Below are 23,004 nucleotides of genomic sequence, written 5' to 3'. Positions count from 1 at the left end.
TTGGTTAAAAGTAGACCAGTTGCATGAAGCAAGTCAATTACTTAAACCCAAAGTGGAGAAATACGGCGCTGTTATTTCTCAAAGTATTGATCGAGGCTATCTTGAATCGTGGTTGCGAAGAGATAAAAAATAACGATCTTAAGTTTTTAAATGCTAAGTTTAACTATTCAGCCACACTATAATTGTCCATTTTTTAAAAAATCTACTAAAGGTGTCATGGGCCACGATTACTAGCCCACTAAAGGTCGGGTTTGGCCACGATTAATGGCCCACTCCATGGCCATCTCTGAGTCCCACTTTGAGTAGCAAATAAACAGTGTTAGTTTGGTCATTACCAATAACTAACGGATTTGTTATGAGATGAGGATTAAAACAATGGCAGAAATTAGAGAGGTGCTATATCAGCACAAAAAAGGGATGACTCAACGCAATATTGAAAAGTCTCTAAGCGTTTCACGAATGAGCATACGCAAGTACGTTTCAATGGCCAAGGATTTGGGTTATCAGGAGGATATTTCCAATGATGAGCTCGAAGTTATCGCTTTGCAGATACATAATAAAATCGTTAATACTACAGCCAACAACAGACCCAATAAATCAGAAAAAGAACTTGAGGCGCATCACGAAAAAATAGCATCACTCCTCACTGAGAAGTGGATTACCCATATGCAGATACACCGAATTTTAAGCGATAATGGTCTTGTTAGCAGTCGAAGAAGTCTTAGTCGTTATATTGAACGTCATTTCCCCTCGTTGCCTAAGGCTACGGTACATTTGTTAACAAAGCCTGGGCATGAAGCACAAGTTGACTATGCGTTTGTTGGGTTTATCAATAATAAAAAAACATACGCTTTTATTATGACGTTATCACATAGTCGGTATCGATATGTTGAGTTTGTACATTCTCAAAATCAGCAATCATGGGCGCAAAGCCATATCAATGCCTTTCATTTTTTTGGAGGCGTGCCCAACTGCATTCTTTTAGACAATTTGAAATCGGGAATTATTAAAGCACATATTTATGATCCAACGGTCAATGAAACCTATGCAGAGTTATCTCGCTTTTATGACTTTATAGCCGATCCGGCGAAGGCTCGAACGCCCGAGCACAAGGGGAAGGTTGAGCGTAGTGTTCAATTGGTAAAAGAACAGGTTATCGCGGGGATAACCTATGATGATTTGGCCTCGATGAACGCCTTTGCACGTGATTGGTGCGCTAATAAGGTATCGCACGTCATCTGCAGTACCACTGGTGAAAAGCCAATTGACGTATTTAAAAATGAAGAATTTAATTTATTAAACCCACTGCCAGCAGGCGCTTTTGATATGCCCATTTGGATGGATGCTCAAGTTCATCGTGACCATCATTTTGTTGTTGCTGGTAATTTTTATTCTGTGCCAACGATACATATCGGGACAAAGGTTAAAATTAGAGTTGGCTTGAAGACCGTTCAGGCCTATGTGAATCATGCTTTGATTAAGACCCATATTCGTAACTACGGGCGTGGACAGTGGGAAACGGATCCCAATGACTACCATAATTCTGCAAAGTATTACTTAGAAAATACTGCTGGCGTTTGTATTGAAGCGGCCAAAGCAATTGGTCAGGCAACGGAGGAAATGGTCACAAAGGTACTGGCTGAAGGCTCTAGAACGAGCTTAAGAAAAGCCCAGGCTATCATCCGCTTGGTTGAGGAATACGGTAATGAGCGCCTTGAAAATGCATGTTTACGCGCGATTTTATTTGATAATTATACTCATCAATCATTGAAAAAAATCCTCACGGAAGGCCTGGATAAAAAAGACACGAGAACATTCTCCACTAAGCGCTCGGCCAATCATGAGAACTTTGCCTATATTCGCGCAGCAAGTGATTACAGCTCAACGATGGAGGCTCATTATGAGTGATATCAATATGTTAGAGCTTGCAAAAAAACTACGTTTGACAGGGATCCCAGACACACTGCTAGCAAGAGTAGAACAGGCTCGCGCAGCGTCCCTCTCTTATGAAGAGTTGCTCTCAATGTTGTTTCAGGATGAGGATGAGGCTCGTCAACAAAAATTGCTTGCTGGGCGTGTAAGGCAAGCTCGATTTGAGGAGCCTCAGTGTTTTGAAAATTTTGAACTGGCTCGATATTCAACACAAGTCACACAAGCCATCCGCACCCTGATGACAGGGAAGTTTATCAAAGAAAAAAACCATGTCATCATCATGGGACCTGTTGGCACCGGAAAGACTCACCTGGCTCAAGCCCTGGGTCTAATGGCATGTCAACGACATAAAAAAGTCTGCTTTATAAGAGCGAATGAACTGTTAAATCAGTTCCACCAAGCAAGAGCGGATGAAACATGGACTGCGCTTTTTAAACGTTACTCACGATACGATGTGCTTATTTTAGATGACTTCGGGCTGAAAGCATTATCGCCAGAACAGTCCACTGATCTGTATGATTTAATAGCAGCTATCCATGTAAACTCTATGCTAATTATAACTACTAACCGTAAAATAGAAGGATGGATGGAGCTATTTTATGATCCGGTTATGGCAAACGCAGCATTAGATCGTATCGTAAATAAAGCTTATCGAATTGTTCTTGATGGGGAGTCATACAGGAAAAAATTTATACCGAAATTTAATTTAGTAGATGACAAGTGAGTTAAAAAAATTTACCCTAAGTGGGCTACTTTGAGTGGCCAGAGGGTGGGCTAGTAATCGTGACCCATGACAAAAGGGCCTGATGTGTACGTCGGGGCAGTTTTCAGACCACATTTGAGGTATTAATTTAAACTTATCGAGCAGGTGCAAGAGCGCCCAATAGTACCTAACTAGTTCAAGAACAAGGGAACTAAGTTGTCATAAAACGGCCCCGACGTACTCACGAAGCCAATGAGGTGTTTTAAAAAACCAGTACCCAAGTTTAATTGAACAAGATATAATTTCTCACCTAAGTTCTTGCAACCAGACAATAAATGAAAACAGCTTACATTTTTCATAATTTTTATAAACCCGATGTCGCAAATATAACGACTATTGCTGATGACATAGAGACGTACTTGGAAGGTAAAGTGCAAATACGTTCAGCGTCAACTCTGCCTTCCCAATCTATTTTACGAGCCCATACATCAAATTGTAAACTTTAGAGAACCAGACTGTAGATTATATTGTCCTGTTAGGTAGCCACAAAGGGAACGAGCTTTTAGCCAATTGCCCTCCTTATGCCAAAGAATTTAAATTAATGTTAGCAATCATCAAACAGGGTAAAACAAAAGTAATTCCAGTCATATTAAACGGCAATGCTGGATAAGTATCTATGGACTCATGAATACTCTTTAATCCGATGCCTTGTTATTCAAGATCGATTACATTTGATTTACCTAAAACTCTCTCGTATGCCTCAAACCTATATGTCACAAACGTGCAAACATAAAATGCACTTAAAAATTGAAAAGAAATCAAATAAATATGAGATAAAGAAAATGAAAAAATATCAAACTAAAAAAGAGATGAATACACACCTTTCGCATGTTTAAGGATCTATGCGTAACAAATTGATTTTTAACATATAATAAAGGGATGAAGCGTAAAAACGGAATATAACCACGGTGAAGATTCTTTGGACTAATGGTGAAAAGAAATTATCGTTTTTGCTTATCCTTGAAGAGGTTTAAATGATTTTATTCATCACGATACTGGTAGTGTTCAAATAAGAGTGTCAGCTCTCTAAAAATTGATATAATTTTATGATTAGGAGAGCTGTAGCATGAATAATAAAGAAATAGATTTAGAACATTTTGATTTTAGTCAATTCCAAGCGGAAGCGATTGAGCAACTGAAATTAGGTCAATCATTAACAGGTAAAGGTGGTATTCTCACGCCCCTCATCAAGAAAATCCTTGAAGCGGCCTTAGAGGGGGAAATGGACTCTCATTTATCAGATTGTAAATCAGATAATCTCCTTAATCGACGTAACGGCAAATTAACCAAAACAATAAAGACGGACACAGGAAGCTTTGAGTTATCTACACCACGTGACCGTGACAGTAGCTTCGAACCTGAGATAGTGAAGAAACGCCAAACTGTCCCCAGCTACAGCAGAAACAATAGGGTCAATGATTAATAATCTGACATTACCTTTTGTTTCTATGGTTTGTCTTAAGAATATAAGATCGGTAGCTGGATCAAAGGCTCTTTTTTTATTGCCCAAAAAAACATTTTGGATAAATGATATCCGTGATAAATCCGCATTGGCTAATGTTAATCTCGGTACTAGCGTATCCCGAGGATCATCTTCACCACTCCAAATTAAAATATTTCCCTGCGGTGCGCTCGATCCATCTGGCCATTGCCCTCCCTGGCTAATAATACTAGCTAGAGATAAAGCAATGGATGTTTTCCCTGTACCCGGAGCACCGCCTAAGATATGAATTTTACCAGCAGCTAACCATCCATCCCAAAGCCAAGAGATGTTTTCTGGCCTAATATCTGAAGCAGAAATTATTTCAACTGTAGGTTGACCCTCCTTTAAACCTTCATGATTGATTGTCTGCTTATTTGTAATGGCTCTTTTAATAATATGATTACCTTCCGTCATTGCAATGCCATTAAGTACTGTTTCCATACTTTTAACTTTCATAATTTGTTTCTCACTCAAATGAAACAAAATCTGATTCAAGTAGCTTCCGAATATCTTCAACTCTCCAAACAGTAATTTTCGAACTCATCGTGGCCGAGTTGGCCGATATTGCTTCTTTACTAAAAATGAAATATCTCTGGAGCAAGCATTGATTTTTGCTAATGAAGATACTGAGTCGGCTACCTCTAAAGCTTTGGATTGTTTATGGGAGAAGTCTCCTTTGACATCAGAGATTATCTCGAATACTGATCCGGCCCCGTAGGTTGGGTCAATACCCAACCTTAAGACCCAACCTGCTGAACATTTTATTCCTGGATTACATCTTCTTCATTGGATAAAAATTTATCCTGGTGATCTACAACAAAACCAGCGAAAATTCGGACGATGCGATCATCAATTTTTTCTGGATAATGAACTGAGACACTCCAGGTATTGTCGCTAAAGTTTCGATTCATTTCTGCGATGGGGTGAGGATTGCTGCTTGATGGCAAAATGACAAATCGATTGAACTCGGGATTGGCATAGGCAACACCAATTTGAGTTGCTTTTCCTGCTTCATCATATTCATAAATGTTAAATTTTGCTGATTCGAGTGTGGCTAAATCGCCGTCAATCAAACCAATTTGCACTCCACGAGTATCATAGATATCAATGTCTTTAGCCCAATGATACACAGAGCCTAGAGAAATGATTCGTGTAATGCCTGTTGCTTGCCATCCATCTACATTAGATAAATCATAGTTGGTGCGAATACGGAATGAACTTTTTTTCACTGAGCCAGGGTACGTTTCTTTTAACGGTGATTTAATTTGATAGATCTCAGAAAACTTATAATCATCTTTGGTGATTATAAAATCATATGGGTGATCCTCATGAACGCCATAGCTATCTGCAATAGCTAATGGGGATAGCAGTGTAAATAGAACAAATAACCCTGATACAAGCAATTTCCGCATGTTACATTCCCTCACTAGATTTAATAATGCTTTAGCAAGACATCTGGCTTGGCAATTATTAAAAGTTAAAAACAGAGAATAAATCTAAAATAATGAATATTCTCCGCGTACCTTACTTCAGGCAAAAGTATCATAAATCAAATTTATTAAGGGATTATTAATATGCTGCTGTTATCATGCTATTATGATTGTTGATTACATTAACTTTTATAATGCACTTCCTTTAATATGAAAATTATTACATCCATTGTTTTTTTTATAAGTTCCCTCTTTATAAATGACTTGGGGTATGCCTTTTCTTGTTATGATCCTCAGGTAATCCATCAAAAACCCATCCAGTTTAATAAAGAGCGGATTACTTTAACACGTGACTATCAATTAACTCATTATGGAATCGATTCAAAATCGATTGATATTGAGCCTAAAATGATTGTAGTGCATTGGACCTGTATACCTAGTTTCGATGTTACTGTTATTGATAAAATTTTATCTCATATAAATAAAAAGCCTGGGAATCAAGCCACAGTCTTTAATACACTTACCATTCGGGGGCCACCGGAGCTCGTTTCACTGATAAAAGAGAATAGAACAGGTTAATTATTTTGAATACTGTATTGCACAGTAGGAATACGTTCATCTTGAAAATCAAAATAGGTTAAAAAAGTGACAGATCCATACTTTCTCAATTGGAATCATTTTTAAGCGGAAGCCAAGCGATTGCCTTTACCGTTGCTTTAAGCAAAGATGAACGCTATCAGTTTATAGAAGCTTTTTTAAAACGGTTTGGATACCTACGACACTCTGCCCCAATGTCTGAGTATCATCTCACTCCTTGTTTTCAAGTAATTAATGAAACTGGTTCACAGAACCCAGGATTAGTTCAGAATTTTATATAATAAACCAGACGATGGAACTTTTTGAAAAAGTCGGTTTTAGCAAAGTTGCTGTGAGATAAGAGCAGTATCAATCCGTTATTTCTTTGCCTGGATTCCGAGCTCTGCTGAGAATATACATACCTACATTATAAAACAATACGAATTAATACTATAATTGTTATAGACAGTAAAGAGTTAATCAGCAACTTGTCATTAATTTCAGGGGGCATAAATCCATGGTATTGAACAAGGCGTTTCACAAAGATGAGAGAAAAATCAAAAATGCAATAAATGCAGTGAAACCCTTCAAATATCTTGATGAGAGTCAAATACATGAGCTTGAGTCCTATGGAGAACTCATTGAATACCAATCTGGCCAGCATATTTTAAGACAAGGAAAACCCGGAACAGGTCTTTATGTTCTAATCAATGGTGAAGCAAAAGTTTCAGTAAATATGCTCGGGGAAGGTAATAATGAACTGAAACGACTCAGACGTGGAGATTTCTTTGGCGAAGTAAGTTTATTGGATGATTCTCCTTGTACGGCAACAGTTACCGCTACAAAGCATTTGTGTTGTTTTTTTATAAGCAAGCAATGTTTTGACGCATTTTTTCTGGTTAAACCTGAGATTAGATATTTAATTAATCGTTCTGTTATAGAGGAGGTTATAAGCAGGCAAGGGCAAATGTGCAGAACAATTTCACAGCTGATTCAAAAACAGTCTATTGAAAGACATTCAATATCTGCTTTGAACGCTGGCCATGAGGACCAAAACCTGATTTTATCAGAATATTCTATAAAGGAATTTGACTATTTATATAGTTTATCTGTATTTGCAGTTTTTTCTAAAACTGAGTTTTGCAATTTACTGGAGCATGCCAAGCAAATTGTGATGAATAAACACACTGGTTTAATCCATGTGGATGATACAAATAGTTCTTTGTACTTTATTGTGAGTGGCTCGGTTCAATTAAATATAAACTCCAAGGGAAAAAAAAGCCGATTCGCAGTACTTGGTCCAAACACCTTGATTTGCCCCATATCTTCAATTGATAACCATACCGAGTTGTTTCATTACATCACTAATGATCTGGTCGTATTGTTAGAAATTCCAGCAAACTATCTCAAACAAATCGCTAGGGAAAACCTTCATTTTTGGTATAAATTTTTTGATCTGATTTGTCGTTATGTAGTTTCGTTACAATTGAATCTAAATAACCAAACCGTAAGGCTAACCCATGAACGACTGGAATTACAAGTTAAGGAATAAACCATGTGTCGCGTTCTGTCCTATTTAGGAAAACCAATCAAAATTGACGAATTATTGTACAATCCTGATAATTCTTTAATAACCCAGAGTTATAATCCTAAATTAATGCCCCATATGATGTTAAATCTTGCTGGTTTTGGGATGGCTGCTTGGGATGACTCTTTTTATAGCTCGGAGCTTCCCTTTTTATATCGTAGTAACTACCTCCCTTTTTATGACGAAAATCTTAAAAGTATATCAATGAAAGTAAAATCTCGGTGCCTTATTGCTCACATACGGGGAGTAGAGTATAGCGATAAAAGTGTTGTATCTAAGGAAAACGTTCATCCTTTTCTTTTTGATAACACGACTATTGCTTTTGCCCATAATGGCTCGCTTGCTGGATTTGAGGATATTCGTTATGAAATTGCATCTTACTCAAAGCCTGAATTTAAAAAACAGATCAGGGGTACTACTGATAGCGAATGGATGTATGCTTTATTCCTGTCCCTGTTACCAGAAAAGAAAGTGCTGGGTGTCAATGATATTTTTGATGGTATTCTTTCGTTGATCGACAGATTGGTATTCATACGAAAGAAACACAGCATTACGCTTTCATCGCCACTTAACTTTTTTATATCAAATGGCTCATTTATAGTAGCAACACGCTTTGTACTAAATTATGGGCATTACTCTGCCAAACAATTATTATCCCCTCATATGATTTATCACTCACTTTGGTATACCCATGGTGAGAGTTATGGCTTCGATGACGAAGGATATAAAATGAAAATGGGAAAAAATAAAAACAGTATTATTATTTCATCCGAACCATTAACTGAAGATTCAACAACCTGGATTGAAATTCCTGAGTACTCATTTATAGGGGCTACCCTTGAGAAAGACAAGGTGCAAATTAAATCTTTGGATATTGTTTAGGATCATCTTTTTAAATGCCTTTAAAACAAACAGGTTACGTCCGATTTAGGCAATTTTGATTGAAATCCAAGTGTTATAGTAGAGCAATAAAATAATGAATTTCTTCTGCTATACCCATAAATTTGTTGATTACTACTAAAATTATGGCCCAACAATAAACAAGAAATGTTTTATTTTTTCATTTTGGTGTATAATCCAACTTTTAATTTTTATAGATGATACAACATGCGAGAATTTACACCCACCAAGAAAAATTCTACTGCCCCCGGAGCATTACTTAGAGCTGTAAGCACCCATCAATTTTTATTATCTGCATTAAAGCAGATGAATGATCAAGAACCTGGAGTAATGGACCAGGCAATTAATACAGCATCGGAAGCTTCAGCAAACGAGGCGAATAGACATTGGAAAATTGTTGTGAACTTATGTAAGGAACTTCGACTAGATCAGGAAATTATAGATAAGGCATTTACTAGAGCAACAGCAGCAGCAGTTAAAACCAATAATTGGGAATTTGTTATAGCTCTTTCCAATTTAGTTGCTCCAGCACGTAAACCAGGTAGAAAAGTAATTGATGAAACATTAGAAATAGCCTTCGCAGAGGCGAAAGGATCTCTTAAGGCTGTGAATGCAGTTCGTCAAATCATTGCGTGTTTACCGACTGATGCTGAACTTTTTAAAGACAGACTAGAGAAATTGGCAAAATTTGAACAGAAACTAATTAATCATGAGCTCATAGACTTGGTTTTAGCTGGGCAGTTGGGGCCTATTCAGAGTTTTGTTGCTCAGAAACACGAGGCCAAACCCTCTAAGAGTAGAATAAATTATGTATTCATGATCGCTGCATCTCTTCCCGAAGGAGACATTTTTAAGGAACTTAAAAAATTATACCAACCCGACCAAAGAGCGATGGGTATGTCCCTGCAAATTGCGACAAGAAAAGGAAATCTTGAACTTGTCCAATTTATTTGTGACTCATACAGGAAAAATGAACTCATTACCTACGTTAAAAGTGTGTTACAGATTGCACAAGATGAGGGACAAACCGAAATAGCAGGTTATCTCTCCAGTGAACTGATACGTCAAACTAATTCTTTAAAAGATCCATTTGACATTGTGCGACCCCTACAACAGGAACTAATGAATCATAACCTCTTAGTGCAACCCCTACAACAGAAACTAATTACTCATAAGCTATTATCCTTAGTTTCAGCTGGGCAGTTGGGGCCTGTTCAGAGTTTTTTTGCTCAGAATCACGCGAAAAGCCTCTCTCAGAGTATAGTAAATAATGCATTCATGAGAGCAGCATCTCTTCCCGAAGGAGATATTTTTAAGGAACTTAAAAAATTATACCAACCCGACCAAAGAGCAATGGGTATGTCCCTGCAAACTGCGACAAGAAAAGGAAATCTTGAACTTGTCCAATTTATTTGTGGCTCATACGGGAAAAATGAACTCATTACCTACGTTAAAAGTGTGTTACAGATTGCAAAAGATGAGGGACACAAAAAAATAGCAGGTTATCTCTCCTGTGAACTGATACGTCAAACCAATTCTTTAGACGATCCATTAATCCTTGCGCAAACTCTACTCCAGGATTATGTCAATCATACTTTCTATGGGAGTAGTTTGTTTTGTACCCAGGTGAGGTCGGTTAATAATGTTCTTGTGCAGTTAAAACGGGCTGCAGCATTTAATGAAAAAGATATGAGAAATCAAGCGGTTATTGATGCTGTTATAAGTTTAAAAGCCATTATGGGAGTTAATCAGGACTTGATAAGTCGTGTTGAATACATTGACACCTTTTCTGATAAGAAAGATCAACCTCTTGAGCCATTCTGTTCTACTAAACAGCCTTGATAAATATACCATCTGACAAGAGAGTTTTTCAATTCTCTTGTCAGATGGTATAACAGTCTGTGATAAAATTAAAAGACAGCAATACGCTTGATGATAGTCATTTTAAAGAACTCAAAATATAACGTTCGGGGTTCAATTCAAACTACTAAATTTGTAGTTGATAAGTTTTAAAGTTAGAAGATACTTCCTTACTTATAGACAAGGTTATCCTTATTATTTTCGGGGAATTTTAAATTAGTGAACCAGAGTAGTTTTGTTATAGGGAGTAAATTCTGTATCTGGTTGTGAAAGAGGGACATCTACAGCATAGATGCCCAAAATATTAAGGTTCGTTGCCTGGTTTAGGATTCGAGTCTGATGTTCAGGTAATGGACGTTCTTTAATTCCTTGTAAACGCTCGACGTGATGTTCTTGTTGATCGAGTAACTCCTGATATCTTAGATTGCAGTCCTTTAACCGTTCTGAAAGAAAAGCTAACTTGTGTTCCGCGTCACAAATACGTTCTGCTACCTGGTCAAAACTTTTTTCCTTGTTGTTTAGAAAATCATTTAATCTTTGTTGAAAAGAAGAGCGTCGCTCCCCATCTGCAATCACATTATTGGTTAACATTTCAACAGTACCTTGTAGGGTTCCCACTGTATGCTTTGCTTTTTCAACTGCTAGATTCATGGCTACTTTGATATGGCTTAACTCAATAACTTTTTCAGATAATTCTGATTGAGTTTTTTCATAATCCTGGGTGACCTTCACCAATTTTTTTTGGCTCTTTTGCAGTAATTCAGATTGTTGCGTGAGGGAACTCTCCAAAGTTTTTGAAGATTGCTCCAGTTCTTTTTGGGTGGTGCGCAGGTTATGTTCCGTTTCCATCAATTGTTTTGTTTGATTGGATAACGTAACAATTTGTTCGGTCAATTGACTTATCTGAAGTGTTAAATGCTCATTTTCCTGTTGGAAAAGTTCTATTTGTTCCGCTAGCTGTTCGTGTAGCAACGTCAAAGATACGATTACGCTTTCTAAAGTATCAACAAGAGATGAAATACTTTTTTGCAAACGATGAGCATTCGCCTCATTCTGATTGTGATGATTATCAAAAAGATAGCTGAATAAACTGTATGTAAACAAAGTAAAAAAACAGATAGTGAGTAGCACAGGTACTTGTGCAGCTATACCAATGATTAATGTGGGAGCAATTAAAATAACTCCAGCACTAATTTTTTTCCATAAAGGTAATGTACCCCAATATTGTGAGATACGTGAAAATAGACTGGGATTTTGTGCTTGAGCTTCAATTAGTCGCTCTATGTTTTTTTTTATTTGCTCTACATTGTGTTGGGTCACCAGGATTTGATTGATGTTTTTAGATAAGTGCTCGCTGTTTTCACTTAAAGAATCCCGACTCATTTTTTCTTCCTGGGTTGTATTGCCTGTTGTGCCTGTCATTCCTTCGTTTCCTTATTTATTCAAGACTACATTAGTGCGGTGCAGGAGTCTATTTTATCCTTTATTGAAAGGATTTGAACCAGATCCCGTTTCATTTTGGTAAAGCACTTTTATGCCAATGATGGTCTAAGTTCAATTGGGTGCCAAGCTGTTTAAAAGAGCTTTGGGGTGAGGAGGATTAAATTGATACGTTGTCATTCCGTTGGTCCTTATTTAATTATATTAATGGTCTTTACCGGACACTTTCCTGGTTCGGATAAAACGCAGGAATTATATCGAATACAACAAGAGCTGTCATTTTAAATTCAGTGGCAACAAAGATAAGCTCCATGGGTTTGTCTAATTAGAGTTAAATCCATAAAAACTTACAAAATGATCTCGCATATATTAAAAAAAGTCAGGAAGTAATAGCTTACGGTGATGATACCTCTGAATCGGTGCCATAAAACTCCTCAATAGTACTGGATAGTTTAAAAGCATCTGTGATGCGAGGTGAGCTATATTGCATAGGCCGAAATAGAGTACAGCTGCTATCCCACATAGCCTCTGCTTTTGTATCAATATTTATTTCAAGTTTATTTGAGGTCCTAACGGCTTGGCTTAATTTTGATAAAGCAAGTAGCTCTTGCTCCGCTCGCTGTAGTAAATCGCGAAAGCATAGGGTTGGGGATGATTCCTGCAGTGATTTTTGCTGTAGGCTTAGAAATTCCTCTACCATATCCTGACTGATATTTTGAGGTAAACCCTTGTAAGTCAGGATTTCAATCATTTCGTTTTTGGGATATTGGGTGAGAGTGATTTGTAGCATTCGATGTTCGAGGGCAGTACTGGTGGATGTGCGGCCAGCCATGGTAGGAGGATTTTGGGTTCCAATCACCATAAATCCTGGTTTATTGGCGAGATTACCATTGGGATCTTTTCCCATTAATAAATCATTTAGCAAGCGCTCCATCATAGGAGCGCTATTAATTTCATCAATAACTACAGGCGCACCTTCGTGAAAGGCTTTTAATAACATTTTCTCCTTTTCAGCCAATGCCATGCTTACCGGCATTACATAAAAAACCTGTTTATCCAGCGCTTGGTCATTGATATTGCCTTTTTCCAGGCCGTGAGCGAGCAATGTTTTAACTACGAGTTCTGTTTTGCCAAGACCCGGCTCGCCTTCAAGAATGAGACCGCCAAGACCACCCTCTGGTTGAATGCTTTTCATTTGACGCAAGGCTCTTAAATTCAATAAGTCGCAAAGGGTCTCAAAAGCGGGCTGATTGGTGGTGGTGATAAGGAGCTTATCAGGCTTTTCAATCGCATTTCGCTGCAGTGCCTCTTGGGGCTTGAATCGGATTTGAAAAGCCTGTTTAGCGTGATCAGGAACGTAGTTTTTAGCCAAGTTATAGGCATAATATCGAGCCACTTCAATTGAATCGGATTCAGGATTTTGTTTGCAGTAGCTTACGGTGAGTAAAGCCATCATGCTTAATTCGCGTGGGGTGATTAATACTGTTGTCCTATCAAGAGCGCTGAGGTACTGAGCAGCTTCAAGAATAGATTGTGCCAGTTCTTTACTGTTTAATTCGGAGTTATCTAAAATGGGCTTGAGGAGCTTTACATACAAATAAGCAGGGGGCATGGGGTCAAAAATAAGGCTGTTACCATGGCGTGCAAACAAGGAAGGGATTTGGCGATCGCCACCGTAGGACAGTGGATTTCCTGCGAAAATGACCTTATGCTGTTCACTAAGGGTTATGACCTGGTTGCCAATTAATATTCTTGGCGGTTTATGAAACAACCCCTCAAAATCACTCCATTGCCGAGATGAGATATTGGCTTCATCAATAAATAGGGTTTTAATACCCGAATTTGTATCTTTAGCCCAAGCGAGTAGACTTGCTTCTCCAAGATAAAGCCTGCTGTGAATTTTCTTCCATACTTCATGGATGAACGTGGTTTTCCCAACTCCGGTCATTCCAGCAAGAAATACGAAAGGGGACTGCATTAAAACCTGAGCCACTTTGTTTAGGCGCTGCTCATCGAACTCTGCGGCTACTTGCTCTGCATCGTTTAGGTCAACTTCTCCAGGAGTGACAGAGAGGGATATCGTTCTTAATCCCTGCCACGCATTTTCTCCTGGTTCATCAGGATGCAGTTTTTGATGTCGTGTCATGGCCTGAAGTTCAGAAGCAGAGTGCTTTGCAATCAGCTCTCTGGAGAACTGATGAGGTAGTAACAGTTGCTCTTTTTCATCAAGGCGCACTTCATGGGTAAATGAAGAAACCATAGGAAATAAATGAGCTTGGTCGCATATCACGATTAAACGACCCTTTGGTTTTGGGTCGTGTTGTCGTTGCAATAAAAAATTGGCTAAAGCATGGCGTAAATCTTCCTGAATCCGTCCTTTTAAAATGACGTTTTTATTGGCCTTAATAGCGGATAACAAGGCACCTTCTTGCTCATTAAAACTAAAGGTTAAGGTTTTATCATCAAAGGTCCCATCAAGCCTCATTAAAAGATTAGCTGGCAATACTTCGGACACGTCAATGATGATCGCTGATTCGTCACTCATAGTAGCTAAAGTGACGTCCATATCGGTGCTGTGTACGCAAGCTGTATCCGGCAGGTGTTCAGAAGACCACGGGAGCCCAGCTGCTGCTGTTCTTTTTTTAGTGTCGATGGCAAGCTCTTTGGGTAACGTCACACCTGGAGCTAGGGTTAGATTAATAGAAACCTTGTGTTGTTGACAGGCATCTAAAAAGAGCGCCCAGGAACTTAAGCTCAGGGAGTCGCTTAAATAAAGAGATACTGTGTTGTTATGATTTAGAGCAAGGAGTCCTTCTCCGTATTGGATGGTTTTTCTTGCATTATCACAATGATATTGGCTTAAAAAATGAGCCAGCGTCCCGCGATTTAAAGCAAGGGCATCGGTAGGAATATCCTCGTCTTCATTAATCGTAATGTTCATGTTATGGAATGAGTAGCCTTCACTCTTGTGGAGCTTAAAATCCTTGGGCAACTGATAACGTCTCCCTTGACTTTGAAAGGAGCCAAACAATAATGCCCCTTGCCAAAAGCATTGAAATGCCTCATTAGCCCAAGGCGCGTTTTTTAATTCAATAGTTGAATTTTTATTTTTAAGCGCTGCAAGCAATGCGCCTTCAACGAATTGAAGCGTATTCCCCTGCAAGACCCAATGCCCTAGAAGACGGTCTTCCCAATCAGCACCACCATAGAGGTTAATACTGTAAGCATCCTGTGTTAAATTACGTTCTTCTGTAGTAACTGGTGGAATAACCAGGTTCCCGTCAGGCAATTTATTGGTACGAATCGCAGCAAACCGTGAGCGAAAATCAGCGCCATGATAGGCACCGGGTTTATTGGGGTTCATTAAACCAATCACCGTTGCTTTTTCGGGTAAAGGACTGCCATCCGCTAAACGCTCCTTATCCAGCAAGGCGTTAAAGCGCACGATGTCAGTGGCACTAAAGCGGTCGTAGTTCACAATTAATACAGGGTTACTGCCGTCTTTGCTGTGCTCCATTAAAAATTGATGCAAAGGACCGCCCGGGCCTCTTTTGATTAGGCCTGTAGTTCCATCTCGTTTAATATAAGGCGCGGAGCAAATCAAATCTTGTGGCGAATGGATATAGAAGCATGGTCTTGACGTACTCTTACATTGCTGTTGCAGATGATGGCGAAAGCCATTAAGACTTTGAGAACTGGACACATGAATTAATTTTTTAATACCTGGTGAAGACAACAGATGCTGCATGTAGAGATGTGTTTGAAGTGGAAATTTTTCCTCTACATTGTCTGGTTGAAAATACTTCTTTGGGATGCGTTCAGGTTTCTTGGGCTCATCAATCATCAAGTCTGCTGGATAGCCCCCTAAATTACAGGTAATCCAGTGCTCCTGGTGTTTGGTCTCGACATAACTATGGCAGTCATTATTAATAATACGGGTTTTAAAAGCGGGGTGATGCTCATCCATCCATGCTTTAAATATCAAGGCTCGGTGCCGGCAAGCTCCGACCTTTTGCTCTTGCAGGGCTGAGAGATAGTCTGCTCCTGTTGGATGATCCTGGGTTATTTTTAAAGGTTTGGCTGTAAACTCGCTGCACTCACCTATCTTTTGTTGAATGCCATGAGGAAATGAATCCTGACTCCTTTTTTGGGGTATATTGAGAATGAACCCAATGGTAATTGGATTATTGGTCTGGCTTGAGTCCGGCGATCTGCGTATACAATACATATTGTCACGCGTTGAATAACCAATTTCCACCTCATCGGGATGGCTCAGGTGATAATGCGTCATGATCTCTTCGGCATCCAGAGAAGCCAGAAATTGCCATGTGGTACTGAGGTTTATTTTCTGAATGCCGTAGTATTGATTCTCCTCAGTCAGTTGCGATTTTAGGTCCTCGAGGCTTCGCGTAATATTGCGTGCTTCAATGTTTACATCAAGACTAATGTTACTTAAGTTAAATGCATTATTGAGCCCACACTGGGCGTCATTCACTGTAATTTTATTAAAAGCCTCGAGTCGGTACTCGGTCGGACAAGGGTGATTTTTTTCATCCTTAGCATAAAAGATTCGTGTCAGGTGGAGCTGTAAGTTGGGATTAAACTGAGTATCTGCATCAAGACTTTTAGTGTCGTCAGCACTTCGAACGTTACTGATACTTTTATCACTTGAGGTGGGTATGCTGCTTAGCTCTCCTGGATAATCAGTGGTGATTTGATGCAGTGCTTTGGCCTTGATTTTTTTTAGCAGATCAGGTGAGATAGCGCTCTTTTCAAGAGTAATTTGGCCCAGGGGCTCACGATCCATGTTATCCGTGAAGTCGGATTCATCAAGGTTATGACGGTTTTTTAACTCAAGTTTTGTAAGCTTAGCTGTTGTCTTGGCCAGAATCCGGTATAAGGGATCGCTCGTGATGCTAGAGCCGGCTAAATTAAGCTCTTTCAGCGAGGAAAGGTCTAATTCATTGGGTAGTTGAATATTGGCCAGGTTATAACAATTTTTTAACTTAAGTTTCTTAAGCCTGGTTGTATTGGCTAGAATCCTGTTTAAGTACTGGCTCGTCATATTAGAATGGTTTAAATTTAACGTTTTCAGCGCGGGGAGGTCAAATTCATTGGGTAGTTGAATAGGGGCAATGTTATGACAATTTTTTAACTTAAGTTTTTTAAGGTTCATTGTTTTGGTTAGAAGTCTTACTAAAGACTGGCTAGTGATGTTAGATAGGCTCAGACTTTCCAAGTTAGACAGGTCTAAATTATTGGGTAGTTGAGTCTCGGCAAGGTGAGAGCAATCACTTAAATTAAGTATTTTAAGCTTCGTAGTTCTGGCAAGAATCCTGCCTAGAGACAGGCTCGTGATCTTAGAACGGCTTAAATCGAGCTTTTTCAAGGCGTACAGATTTAAGTCATTGGTTATTTGGTTAACATCAAGGTTTCGGCATCCTCTTAAATCAAGTATTTTAAGCTTTGTCGCCTTGGCCATTAGCCTGCCTAAGGACAGGCCCGTGATGTTAGAACCGCTTAAATTAAGCATTTCCAAGGAGAGGAGGTCTAGATCTTTGGGTAGTTGAATATCGGCAAGGTTATTACAATCACCTAAATTAAGTTTTGTAAGCTTTGTTGTCTTGACAAGAATCCTGTCTAAAGACTGGCAATTGATTTTAGATTCGGTTAAATCAAGCTCTTCCAGCGAGGAAAGGTTTAAGTCTTGAGGTAGTTGGTTATCGCCCAGGTTACTGCAATTGGTTAAATTAAGGACTTTAAGCTTTGTCGCCTTGGCAAGTATTCTGCCTAAAGACTGGCAAGTGATGTTAGAGTGACTTAAATTCAGCGTTTCCAGGGAGGATAGGTTTAAGTCATTGGCTAGTTGGTTATCGTCAAGGTTATAACAATTGGTTAAATTAAGGATTTTAAGCTGTGTTGTCTTGGCAAGAATCCTGCCTAAAGACTGGCTCGTGATGCTAGAGCGGGTTAAATCAAGCGTTTCCAGGGTGGGCAGGTCTAAGTCATTGGGTAGTTGTTTATTGGCAAGATTATCACAACCACTTAAATTAAGTTTTGTAAGTTTTTTTGTATTGGCAAGAATTCTGCCTAACGACTGGCTAGTGAGGTTAGATCCACTTAAATCAAGCTCTTCCAGCGAGGAGAAGGATAAATAATCAGGTATTTGGTTATCAGCAAGATATGGACATCGTGTTAAATCAAGCATTCTAAGCTTGGTTGCCTGGGCTAAGATGCTGCCTAAAGATTGGCAACCAATGTTCGAGTCTCTTAAATCAAGCTCTTCCAGGGAGGAGAAGTCTAAGTTATGGGGCAGAGAGGTATCGTCAAGGTTATTACAATTGGTTAAATCCAGTACCTTAAGTTGTGTCGTCTTGGCAAGAATCCTGCCTAATGTCTGACTAGTCATGTTAGAGTGGCTTAAACTAAGATTTTCCAGGTTGAACAGGTCTAAATCATGGAGTAGTGGGTTATTGGCAAGCTGATAACAATTGGTTAAATTAAGGACTTTAAGTTGTGACGCCTTGGCAAGAATTATGCCTAAAGACTGGCTCGTAATGCTAGATCGGGTCAAATCAAGCGTTTCCAGGGCTGACAGGTCAACGTTAACGGGTAGTTGGTTTTTGACAAGGATATTACAAGAACTCAAATCAAGTTTTGTAAGTTTTGTTGTCTTGGCAACAATCGTGCCTAAAGATTGGATAGTAACTTCAGAGCCGCTTAAATCAAGTATTTTAAGCTTTGTCGCCTTGGCTAAAAGCCTGCCTAAAGATTGGCTACTGATGTTGTTAGTGCCGCCTAAATCAAGGGTTTCCAGCGAGGAGAGGTCTAAATATTCAGGTAGTGGGTTATTGTAAAGCTCCTCACAATCTCTTAAATCAAGTATTTTAAGCTTTGTCGCCTTGGACAAAATCCTGCCTAAAGACTGGCTAGTGATGTTAGTACCGTTTAAATCAAGCTCTTCCAGCGAGGCAAGGTTCAAGTGATTAGGTAGTGAGTTATCCTCTAGGTGTAGGCATCCTCTTAAATCAAGTATGGTAAGTTTTGTCACCTTGGCCAGTAGCCTGCCTAATGACTGGCTGGTGATGTTAGAGCGGCTTAAATTAAGGGTTTCCAGAGCGGACAGGTCGAAGTCGTTGGGTAGTGGTTCATCGTCAAGGCCGTAACACGAGTTTAAATCAAGTATTTTAAGTTGTGTCGCCTTAGCCAGAAGCCGGCCTAAAGAATGGCAAGTGATATTAGAGCCGCTTAAATCAAGCGTTTCCAGTAAGCCAGTGTTCAAGTGATCAAACAACTGGTTATCGTCAAGTTTCATGCAATCACTTAAATTAAGCTCTTTAATACATGTCGTTTTAGCCAAAAGTGTGTTTAAAGACATGCTCGTGATGTTCGAGCTCGATAAATCGATCCTTTCCAGGAAGGGGAACTCTAAATCAGTAATGATATCTCTTATACGATTAAAGCCTCGACCTAATTTAAGTGTTTTAAGGATACGGGTGGACTGGAGTAGATGTTTTATAGAGTCTGCACTCAGATTGTTTTCTCTTGGGCTGTATTCTTGATTTAAAGCCGGGATAGTGCACTTGTTATCAAATTCATCAGTTATAATTAACTCTTCCATGCTCACTAAATCAATGTCGCCAGGAAGCGTGCCTTCTTTAAGATTGACACAACGAGACAGGTTTAGAGATTTAATCCTATCCCCAAAGGTTTTAAGTAATGTGGTTAATGAAGCTGTATTTATATTGGTTTCTCGAAGATCTATATGCTGAAAAGAGTTCAAATTTAACCAGTCATCATCAGTACCCTGCATTAATGCAACAAGGTGTTCGTGATTGAGTACCAACAAGTGATCATAGCTTAAGCGAAGTTTTATTGCAGCAAGTTGGCTAATTTGCAGGTCAGTTACAGGTGTTGCATCAACTATTGATTTGGGGGATTTTAATGAAGATGTATTAAGTTCAGAGAAGGCACCTTTTCGATAAAAATAAATTTTAAATCCTTCTTGCTGCAATACGTTAAATCGCTCTGCTGCTACGATACACTGATTATGGTCCCAGCAAGCTATAGCTGGATCATTGATTATTAGAGTTTTGTTCATCTCCAGGGTCATACCCTGAGGTTGTCGCCAAAAAGGCTTATTCTGCAACATACGCCCCACATCAATAACGCCACCATTATTAGCTGTACTACAGTACGTTCTTTCTGAGGATTCGACTTGAAGTGTGTAGTTGCTCGTTATTGGCACTTATTGTACTCATGGGATATAACAAATTAACTTTACATTTTATCACGATAAGTCTGTAATTCACACAAGGAGCATTATTAATGAACCAAGAATGAGCCATTTTAAATGGCGTGCCCCTCAAGGATTAGAGTCTGGGACTTTTTAGCTTATATCTTGAATTTCATCTTTAGCTTCAATGCATGATCGACATAATTTTTACATGGATGTTTGGCTATGAGATATGCTTAAGCCCGAGATTAACAAACTGAAATTATAAAGCGCTTGATCTTGATAGAGCATCCATAAAAAGAGTGCTCAATAAAAGCAATTTGCACCTGATATATGGCATCATAATTTAAAGTCCGGTGATGGGATCAGGAAAAACAACAGTAGGAAGCATAGACTCTCAAAATTTACTATTCAATTTTTGAATCTAACCATGAAATCGTCAAGAAGAGCGGAGATATGATTAAAAAACGATATTTTTTTTATCTGATCATGATTATTGTTCATGTATCGCACACTGCTACCATTGCTGTAGATCTACAATCGAAAATCATGCTACAAAAGATTAAGAGCCTCGCCAATATCGATAAAATAGCTATCAGAGTTAATCAGTCTATGTTGCCAATTCCTTATCGTTATTTATTAACTCAACCACTAATGACAAAAGGAGTGGAAGAATATTACCAGAGAACACCCGTTATTCAGACAATTTATGCAAGAAAAAATAAACGCAATAATACATATAGCAGATCGATTATAATGCTGTTGGATTATAATAAAGTCAGAAATGACGTGAGGCTTGCACAAAAGAAGAGTGAAATAATGGTGGTTGTATTAGCTTTTATTACCATAAACTTTAATGAGTTACCCAATAAAATAATAGCGGATGTACTTAATACTAATATTCCTTTGGGTCAATTGCTGTTCACTAATCATGTGAAAATTTTATCCACAGATCGCAGCTATTTTTATGTCAGATGCAATAAAGTAATTTTTTTGTTAACACATTGTAATCAAGATAATAAATTATATGGTCGTACCCATACTCTGATTAGAGCAGACAATAATCGGTGTGATATGGGTCCGCATGTCTGGAACAAAATTAAGGAAAAATAAGAGCTATTCATCCATCATTTATAGTTAAAAATTCACTCAAATTAACCTATTTAAACCTACTCAATACCGTATGAATAGTGATTGCTACTACGAATTGTCTTAGGTCATTTTACCACAACTCTATCAGAATGACTTATCCACAAGTCCACAGGTCAGGAGAGCTTCACTTTCTCGTATAGGCCTGTGGGCCTTGTGGGTAAGTCATGACGCTCTCATTTAGGGTTTATGGTCTTTTCCGGCCATAATACACCTCTGCGGGCGTTAAATAATTAAAGGACTGGTGAAGCCTTCGGTTATTATAATACTCAAAATACTCCGTTAAGGCCAGCTCAACCTCTTCAATTGTATCAAAATCATACCGGTAGATTTTTTCTTGCTTAACACTACGCCACAATCGCTCGATAAATATATTATCTAAATAACGTCCTCGCCCATCCATGCTGATAGAAATGTGGTGAGATTTTAGCGTATTTATCCAATCTTTTGAGGTAAATTGAGAACCCTGATCCGTGTTAAAGATCTCACAACGCGAATGCAGCAAAGCGTTTCTAAGCGCCTCAATACAAAATTCAGCCTCCATAGTAGGTGAAATAGCCCATCCAATCACATAACGACTATACCAGTCCATAATAGCTACTAAATACACATGCTTTCCTTTCATGCGGATGTAGGTGATATCTGCGGCCCAAACCTGATTTGGTTTGGTGATATCCACCTCTTTTAATAAATAAGGGAACACCTCATGCTCCTTATTGGGAACGCTTGTATTTGGCTTTGGGTAAACAGTCGATAACCCCATCATTTCCATCAACTTTTTTACTCGACGTTTACCAACAGGATAGCCTACTTCTTTTGACAGCCATCTTGCCCGCTTAATTTTACCTTCACATGGATACTGCAGATAGTGCTCATCAAGTAGCGCCATAAGCGCTTCATCTTCGACAGAAATGGGCTTGGCACTATAATAATAACTTGAAACAGGCAAGTCTAATAGCAAGCATTGTTCACGAATGGTGAGCTCGGCAAGAGGATCAATCATGACGCGCTTTTCATCCAGACTAAAGTTCATGCTTTTTTTTTAGCCAAGATAGCTGCGCTTGAAGTCGACCAATTTCTTGATATAATGCCTCAACAAGCTGCTCTTGGGACTTGGCTTCTTTTTCATTAGCCCCAGAGAATAAATCGTTAATGGCTTTGATGGCCGATTGCTTCCAAGTTTTTACCTGCGTTGCGTGAACACCGTATTCACTGGTAATTTGCGCTTGTGTGAGTTTCCCCTCAATCGCAGCTAGCGTTATTTTTGCCTTCTTGGCCGCCGTATAATAAGCTCGCTTTTTAGACATTTTATTCTCCTCTTTGTATTAAGAAGAATAGCTCTTAAAAAACCTTTTTTTGTGTCCAGAAAACCGCGCCTATATTAATGTTTGCATGAGCTGCTATTTTGTCTAAATTTTGACAATCTTCAAGGTTTAAGTCAGGTGACTTTAAAACTTCTGAAATTGTGCTTTGACGCTGATCTCTTGCTTCCTTTAGATTGCCAATTGATGGGGGTTGTGATGAGAGTGGATTAAGGCTGGAGTTAATCTTTTCTTTATAAATTTCAACTAAAGAAGATTGTATTCTATTACGCTCTTCAACAGTTAACTCACCGTGCAACTTATTATCCATTTTCTCTTTCCCCCA

At 38.8% G+C, this 23,004-nt stretch carries 13 protein-coding genes and 2 pseudogenes; 8 read left to right on the top strand and 7 right to left on the bottom strand.

The annotated features are described in order from the left end of the window. Positions 1–360 precede the first annotated feature (360 nt). The 3 genes and pseudogenes from istA to HRS36_RS05065 all read left to right on the top strand — a co-directional run. Positions 361–1,908 (top strand): IS21 family transposase, encoded by a 1,548-nt coding sequence (istA, locus tag HRS36_RS05075; protein ID WP_173235442.1) that lies wholly within the window; start codon positions 361–363, stop codon positions 1,906–1,908. After that, positions 1,901–2,656 carry an IS21-like element helper ATPase IstB gene (istB, locus tag HRS36_RS05070; RefSeq protein WP_173235440.1) on the top strand — a complete coding sequence of 252 codons (756 nt, stop codon included), beginning with the start codon at positions 1,901–1,903 and terminating at the stop codon, positions 2,654–2,656. Before istA ends, istB begins: the two co-directional genes overlap by 8 nt. 1,105 nt (positions 2,657–3,761) lie before the next feature. After that, positions 3,762–4,079 (top strand): annotated as a pseudogene (locus HRS36_RS05065) (transposase); the annotation flags it as partial. Here HRS36_RS05065 and HRS36_RS05060 read toward each other — a convergent pair. Both HRS36_RS05060 and HRS36_RS05055 read right to left on the bottom strand, forming a co-directional pair. Next, positions 4,017–4,592 (bottom strand): AAA family ATPase, encoded by a 576-nt coding sequence (locus HRS36_RS05060; RefSeq protein ID WP_173238460.1) that lies wholly within the window; start codon positions 4,590–4,592, stop codon positions 4,017–4,019. The pseudogene HRS36_RS05065 and the gene HRS36_RS05060 overlap by 63 nt on opposite strands. 347 nt (positions 4,593–4,939) lie before the next feature. Next, positions 4,940–5,590: a hypothetical protein gene (locus HRS36_RS05055; RefSeq protein ID WP_173236475.1), complete on the bottom strand. Its 651-nt coding sequence runs from the start codon at positions 5,588–5,590 to the stop codon at positions 4,940–4,942. A 228-nt stretch (positions 5,591–5,818) separates the two neighbouring features. On the opposite strand from HRS36_RS05055, the pseudogene HRS36_RS05050 reads away from it, so the two are divergent. The 4 genes and pseudogenes from HRS36_RS05050 to HRS36_RS05035 form a co-directional block, all read left to right on the top strand. After that, positions 5,819–6,061 (top strand): annotated as a pseudogene (locus HRS36_RS05050) (N-acetylmuramoyl-L-alanine amidase); the annotation flags it as partial. Positions 6,062–6,701: 640 nt separating this feature from the next. Continuing rightward, positions 6,702–7,736 (top strand): cyclic nucleotide-binding domain-containing protein, encoded by a 1,035-nt coding sequence (locus tag HRS36_RS05045; protein ID WP_173236474.1) that lies wholly within the window; start codon positions 6,702–6,704, stop codon positions 7,734–7,736. 54 nt (positions 7,737–7,790) lie between these two features. Continuing rightward, positions 7,791–8,654: a class II glutamine amidotransferase gene (locus HRS36_RS05040; RefSeq protein WP_226905579.1), complete on the top strand. Its 864-nt coding sequence runs from the start codon at positions 7,791–7,793 to the stop codon at positions 8,652–8,654. 225 nt (positions 8,655–8,879) lie between these two features. Further along, the gene (locus HRS36_RS05035; RefSeq protein WP_173236472.1) at positions 8,880–10,514 is read left to right on the top strand and encodes a hypothetical protein; all 1,635 of its coding nucleotides are present in this window, start codon (positions 8,880–8,882) and stop codon (positions 10,512–10,514) included. Between the two features lie 234 nt (positions 10,515–10,748). Here the strand turns inward: HRS36_RS05035 and HRS36_RS05030 are convergent, their stop codons facing one another. Then, positions 10,749–11,954, bottom strand: coding sequence for a LegC2/C7 family Dot/Icm T4SS effector (locus HRS36_RS05030; protein WP_173236471.1), 1,206 nt, complete (start codon positions 11,952–11,954; stop codon positions 10,749–10,751). 412 nt (positions 11,955–12,366) lie between these two features. Continuing rightward, positions 12,367–20,220 carry an AAA family ATPase gene (locus tag HRS36_RS05025; protein WP_173236470.1) on the bottom strand — a complete coding sequence of 2,618 codons (7,854 nt, stop codon included), beginning with the start codon at positions 20,218–20,220 and terminating at the stop codon, positions 12,367–12,369. A 444-nt stretch (positions 20,221–20,664) separates the two neighbouring features. On the opposite strand from HRS36_RS05025, the gene HRS36_RS05020 reads away from it, so the two are divergent. Then, the gene (locus tag HRS36_RS05020) at positions 20,665–21,321 is read left to right on the top strand and encodes a hypothetical protein (protein WP_173236469.1); all 657 of its coding nucleotides are present in this window, start codon (positions 20,665–20,667) and stop codon (positions 21,319–21,321) included. Between the two features lie 223 nt (positions 21,322–21,544). Here HRS36_RS05020 and HRS36_RS05015 read toward each other — a convergent pair whose 3' ends face one another. The 3 genes from HRS36_RS05015 to HRS36_RS05005 are packed head-to-tail and all read right to left on the bottom strand — an operon-like array spanning position 21,545 to position 22,989. Continuing rightward, entirely contained in the window at positions 21,545–22,390 is an 846-nt protein-coding gene (locus tag HRS36_RS05015) for an IS3 family transposase (protein WP_173235473.1), read from the bottom strand. Then, entirely contained in the window at positions 22,380–22,664 is a 285-nt protein-coding gene (locus HRS36_RS05010; protein ID WP_173235475.1) for a transposase, read from the bottom strand. Before HRS36_RS05010 ends, HRS36_RS05015 begins: the two co-directional genes overlap by 11 nt. Before the next feature lie 34 nt (positions 22,665–22,698). After that, positions 22,699–22,989 carry a hypothetical protein gene (locus tag HRS36_RS05005; RefSeq protein ID WP_173236468.1) on the bottom strand — a complete coding sequence of 97 codons (291 nt, stop codon included), beginning with the start codon at positions 22,987–22,989 and terminating at the stop codon, positions 22,699–22,701. Between the last annotated feature and the right edge of the window lie 15 nt (positions 22,990–23,004).

It is taken from the genome of Legionella antarctica, from assembly GCF_011764505.1.
GTDB lineage: Bacteria > Pseudomonadota > Gammaproteobacteria > Legionellales > Legionellaceae > Legionella > Legionella antarctica.
Note: the sequence above shows the minus strand (reverse complement) of the source record. Positions and strands in the feature narration are given on the sequence as shown.

Excerpts from the sequence above, each read along its gene's own strand:
- HRS36_RS05005 (WP_173236468.1), bottom strand. The coding sequence starts at position 22,989 with ATGGATAATAAGTTGCACGGTGAGTTAACTGTTGAAGAGCGTAATAGA.
- HRS36_RS05035 (WP_173236472.1), top strand. The coding sequence starts at position 8,880 with ATGCGAGAATTTACACCCACCAAGAAAAATTCTACTGCCCCCGGAGCA.
- HRS36_RS05045 (WP_173236474.1), top strand. The coding sequence starts at position 6,702 with ATGGTATTGAACAAGGCGTTTCACAAAGATGAGAGAAAAATCAAAAAT.
- HRS36_RS05060 (WP_173238460.1), bottom strand. The coding sequence starts at position 4,592 with ATGACGGAAGGTAATCATATTATTAAAAGAGCCATTACAAATAAGCAG.
- HRS36_RS05010 (WP_173235475.1), bottom strand. The coding sequence starts at position 22,664 with ATGTCTAAAAAGCGAGCTTATTATACGGCGGCCAAGAAGGCAAAAATA.
- HRS36_RS05015 (WP_173235473.1), bottom strand. The coding sequence starts at position 22,390 with ATGAACTTTAGTCTGGATGAAAAGCGCGTCATGATTGATCCTCTTGCC.
- istB (WP_173235440.1), top strand. The coding sequence starts at position 1,901 with ATGAGTGATATCAATATGTTAGAGCTTGCAAAAAAACTACGTTTGACA.
- HRS36_RS05020 (WP_173236469.1), top strand. The coding sequence starts at position 20,665 with ATGATTAAAAAACGATATTTTTTTTATCTGATCATGATTATTGTTCAT.
- istA (WP_173235442.1), top strand. The coding sequence starts at position 361 with ATGAGGATTAAAACAATGGCAGAAATTAGAGAGGTGCTATATCAGCAC.
- HRS36_RS05030 (WP_173236471.1), bottom strand. The coding sequence starts at position 11,954 with ATGACAGGCACAACAGGCAATACAACCCAGGAAGAAAAAATGAGTCGG.
- HRS36_RS05055 (WP_173236475.1), bottom strand. The coding sequence starts at position 5,590 with ATGCGGAAATTGCTTGTATCAGGGTTATTTGTTCTATTTACACTGCTA.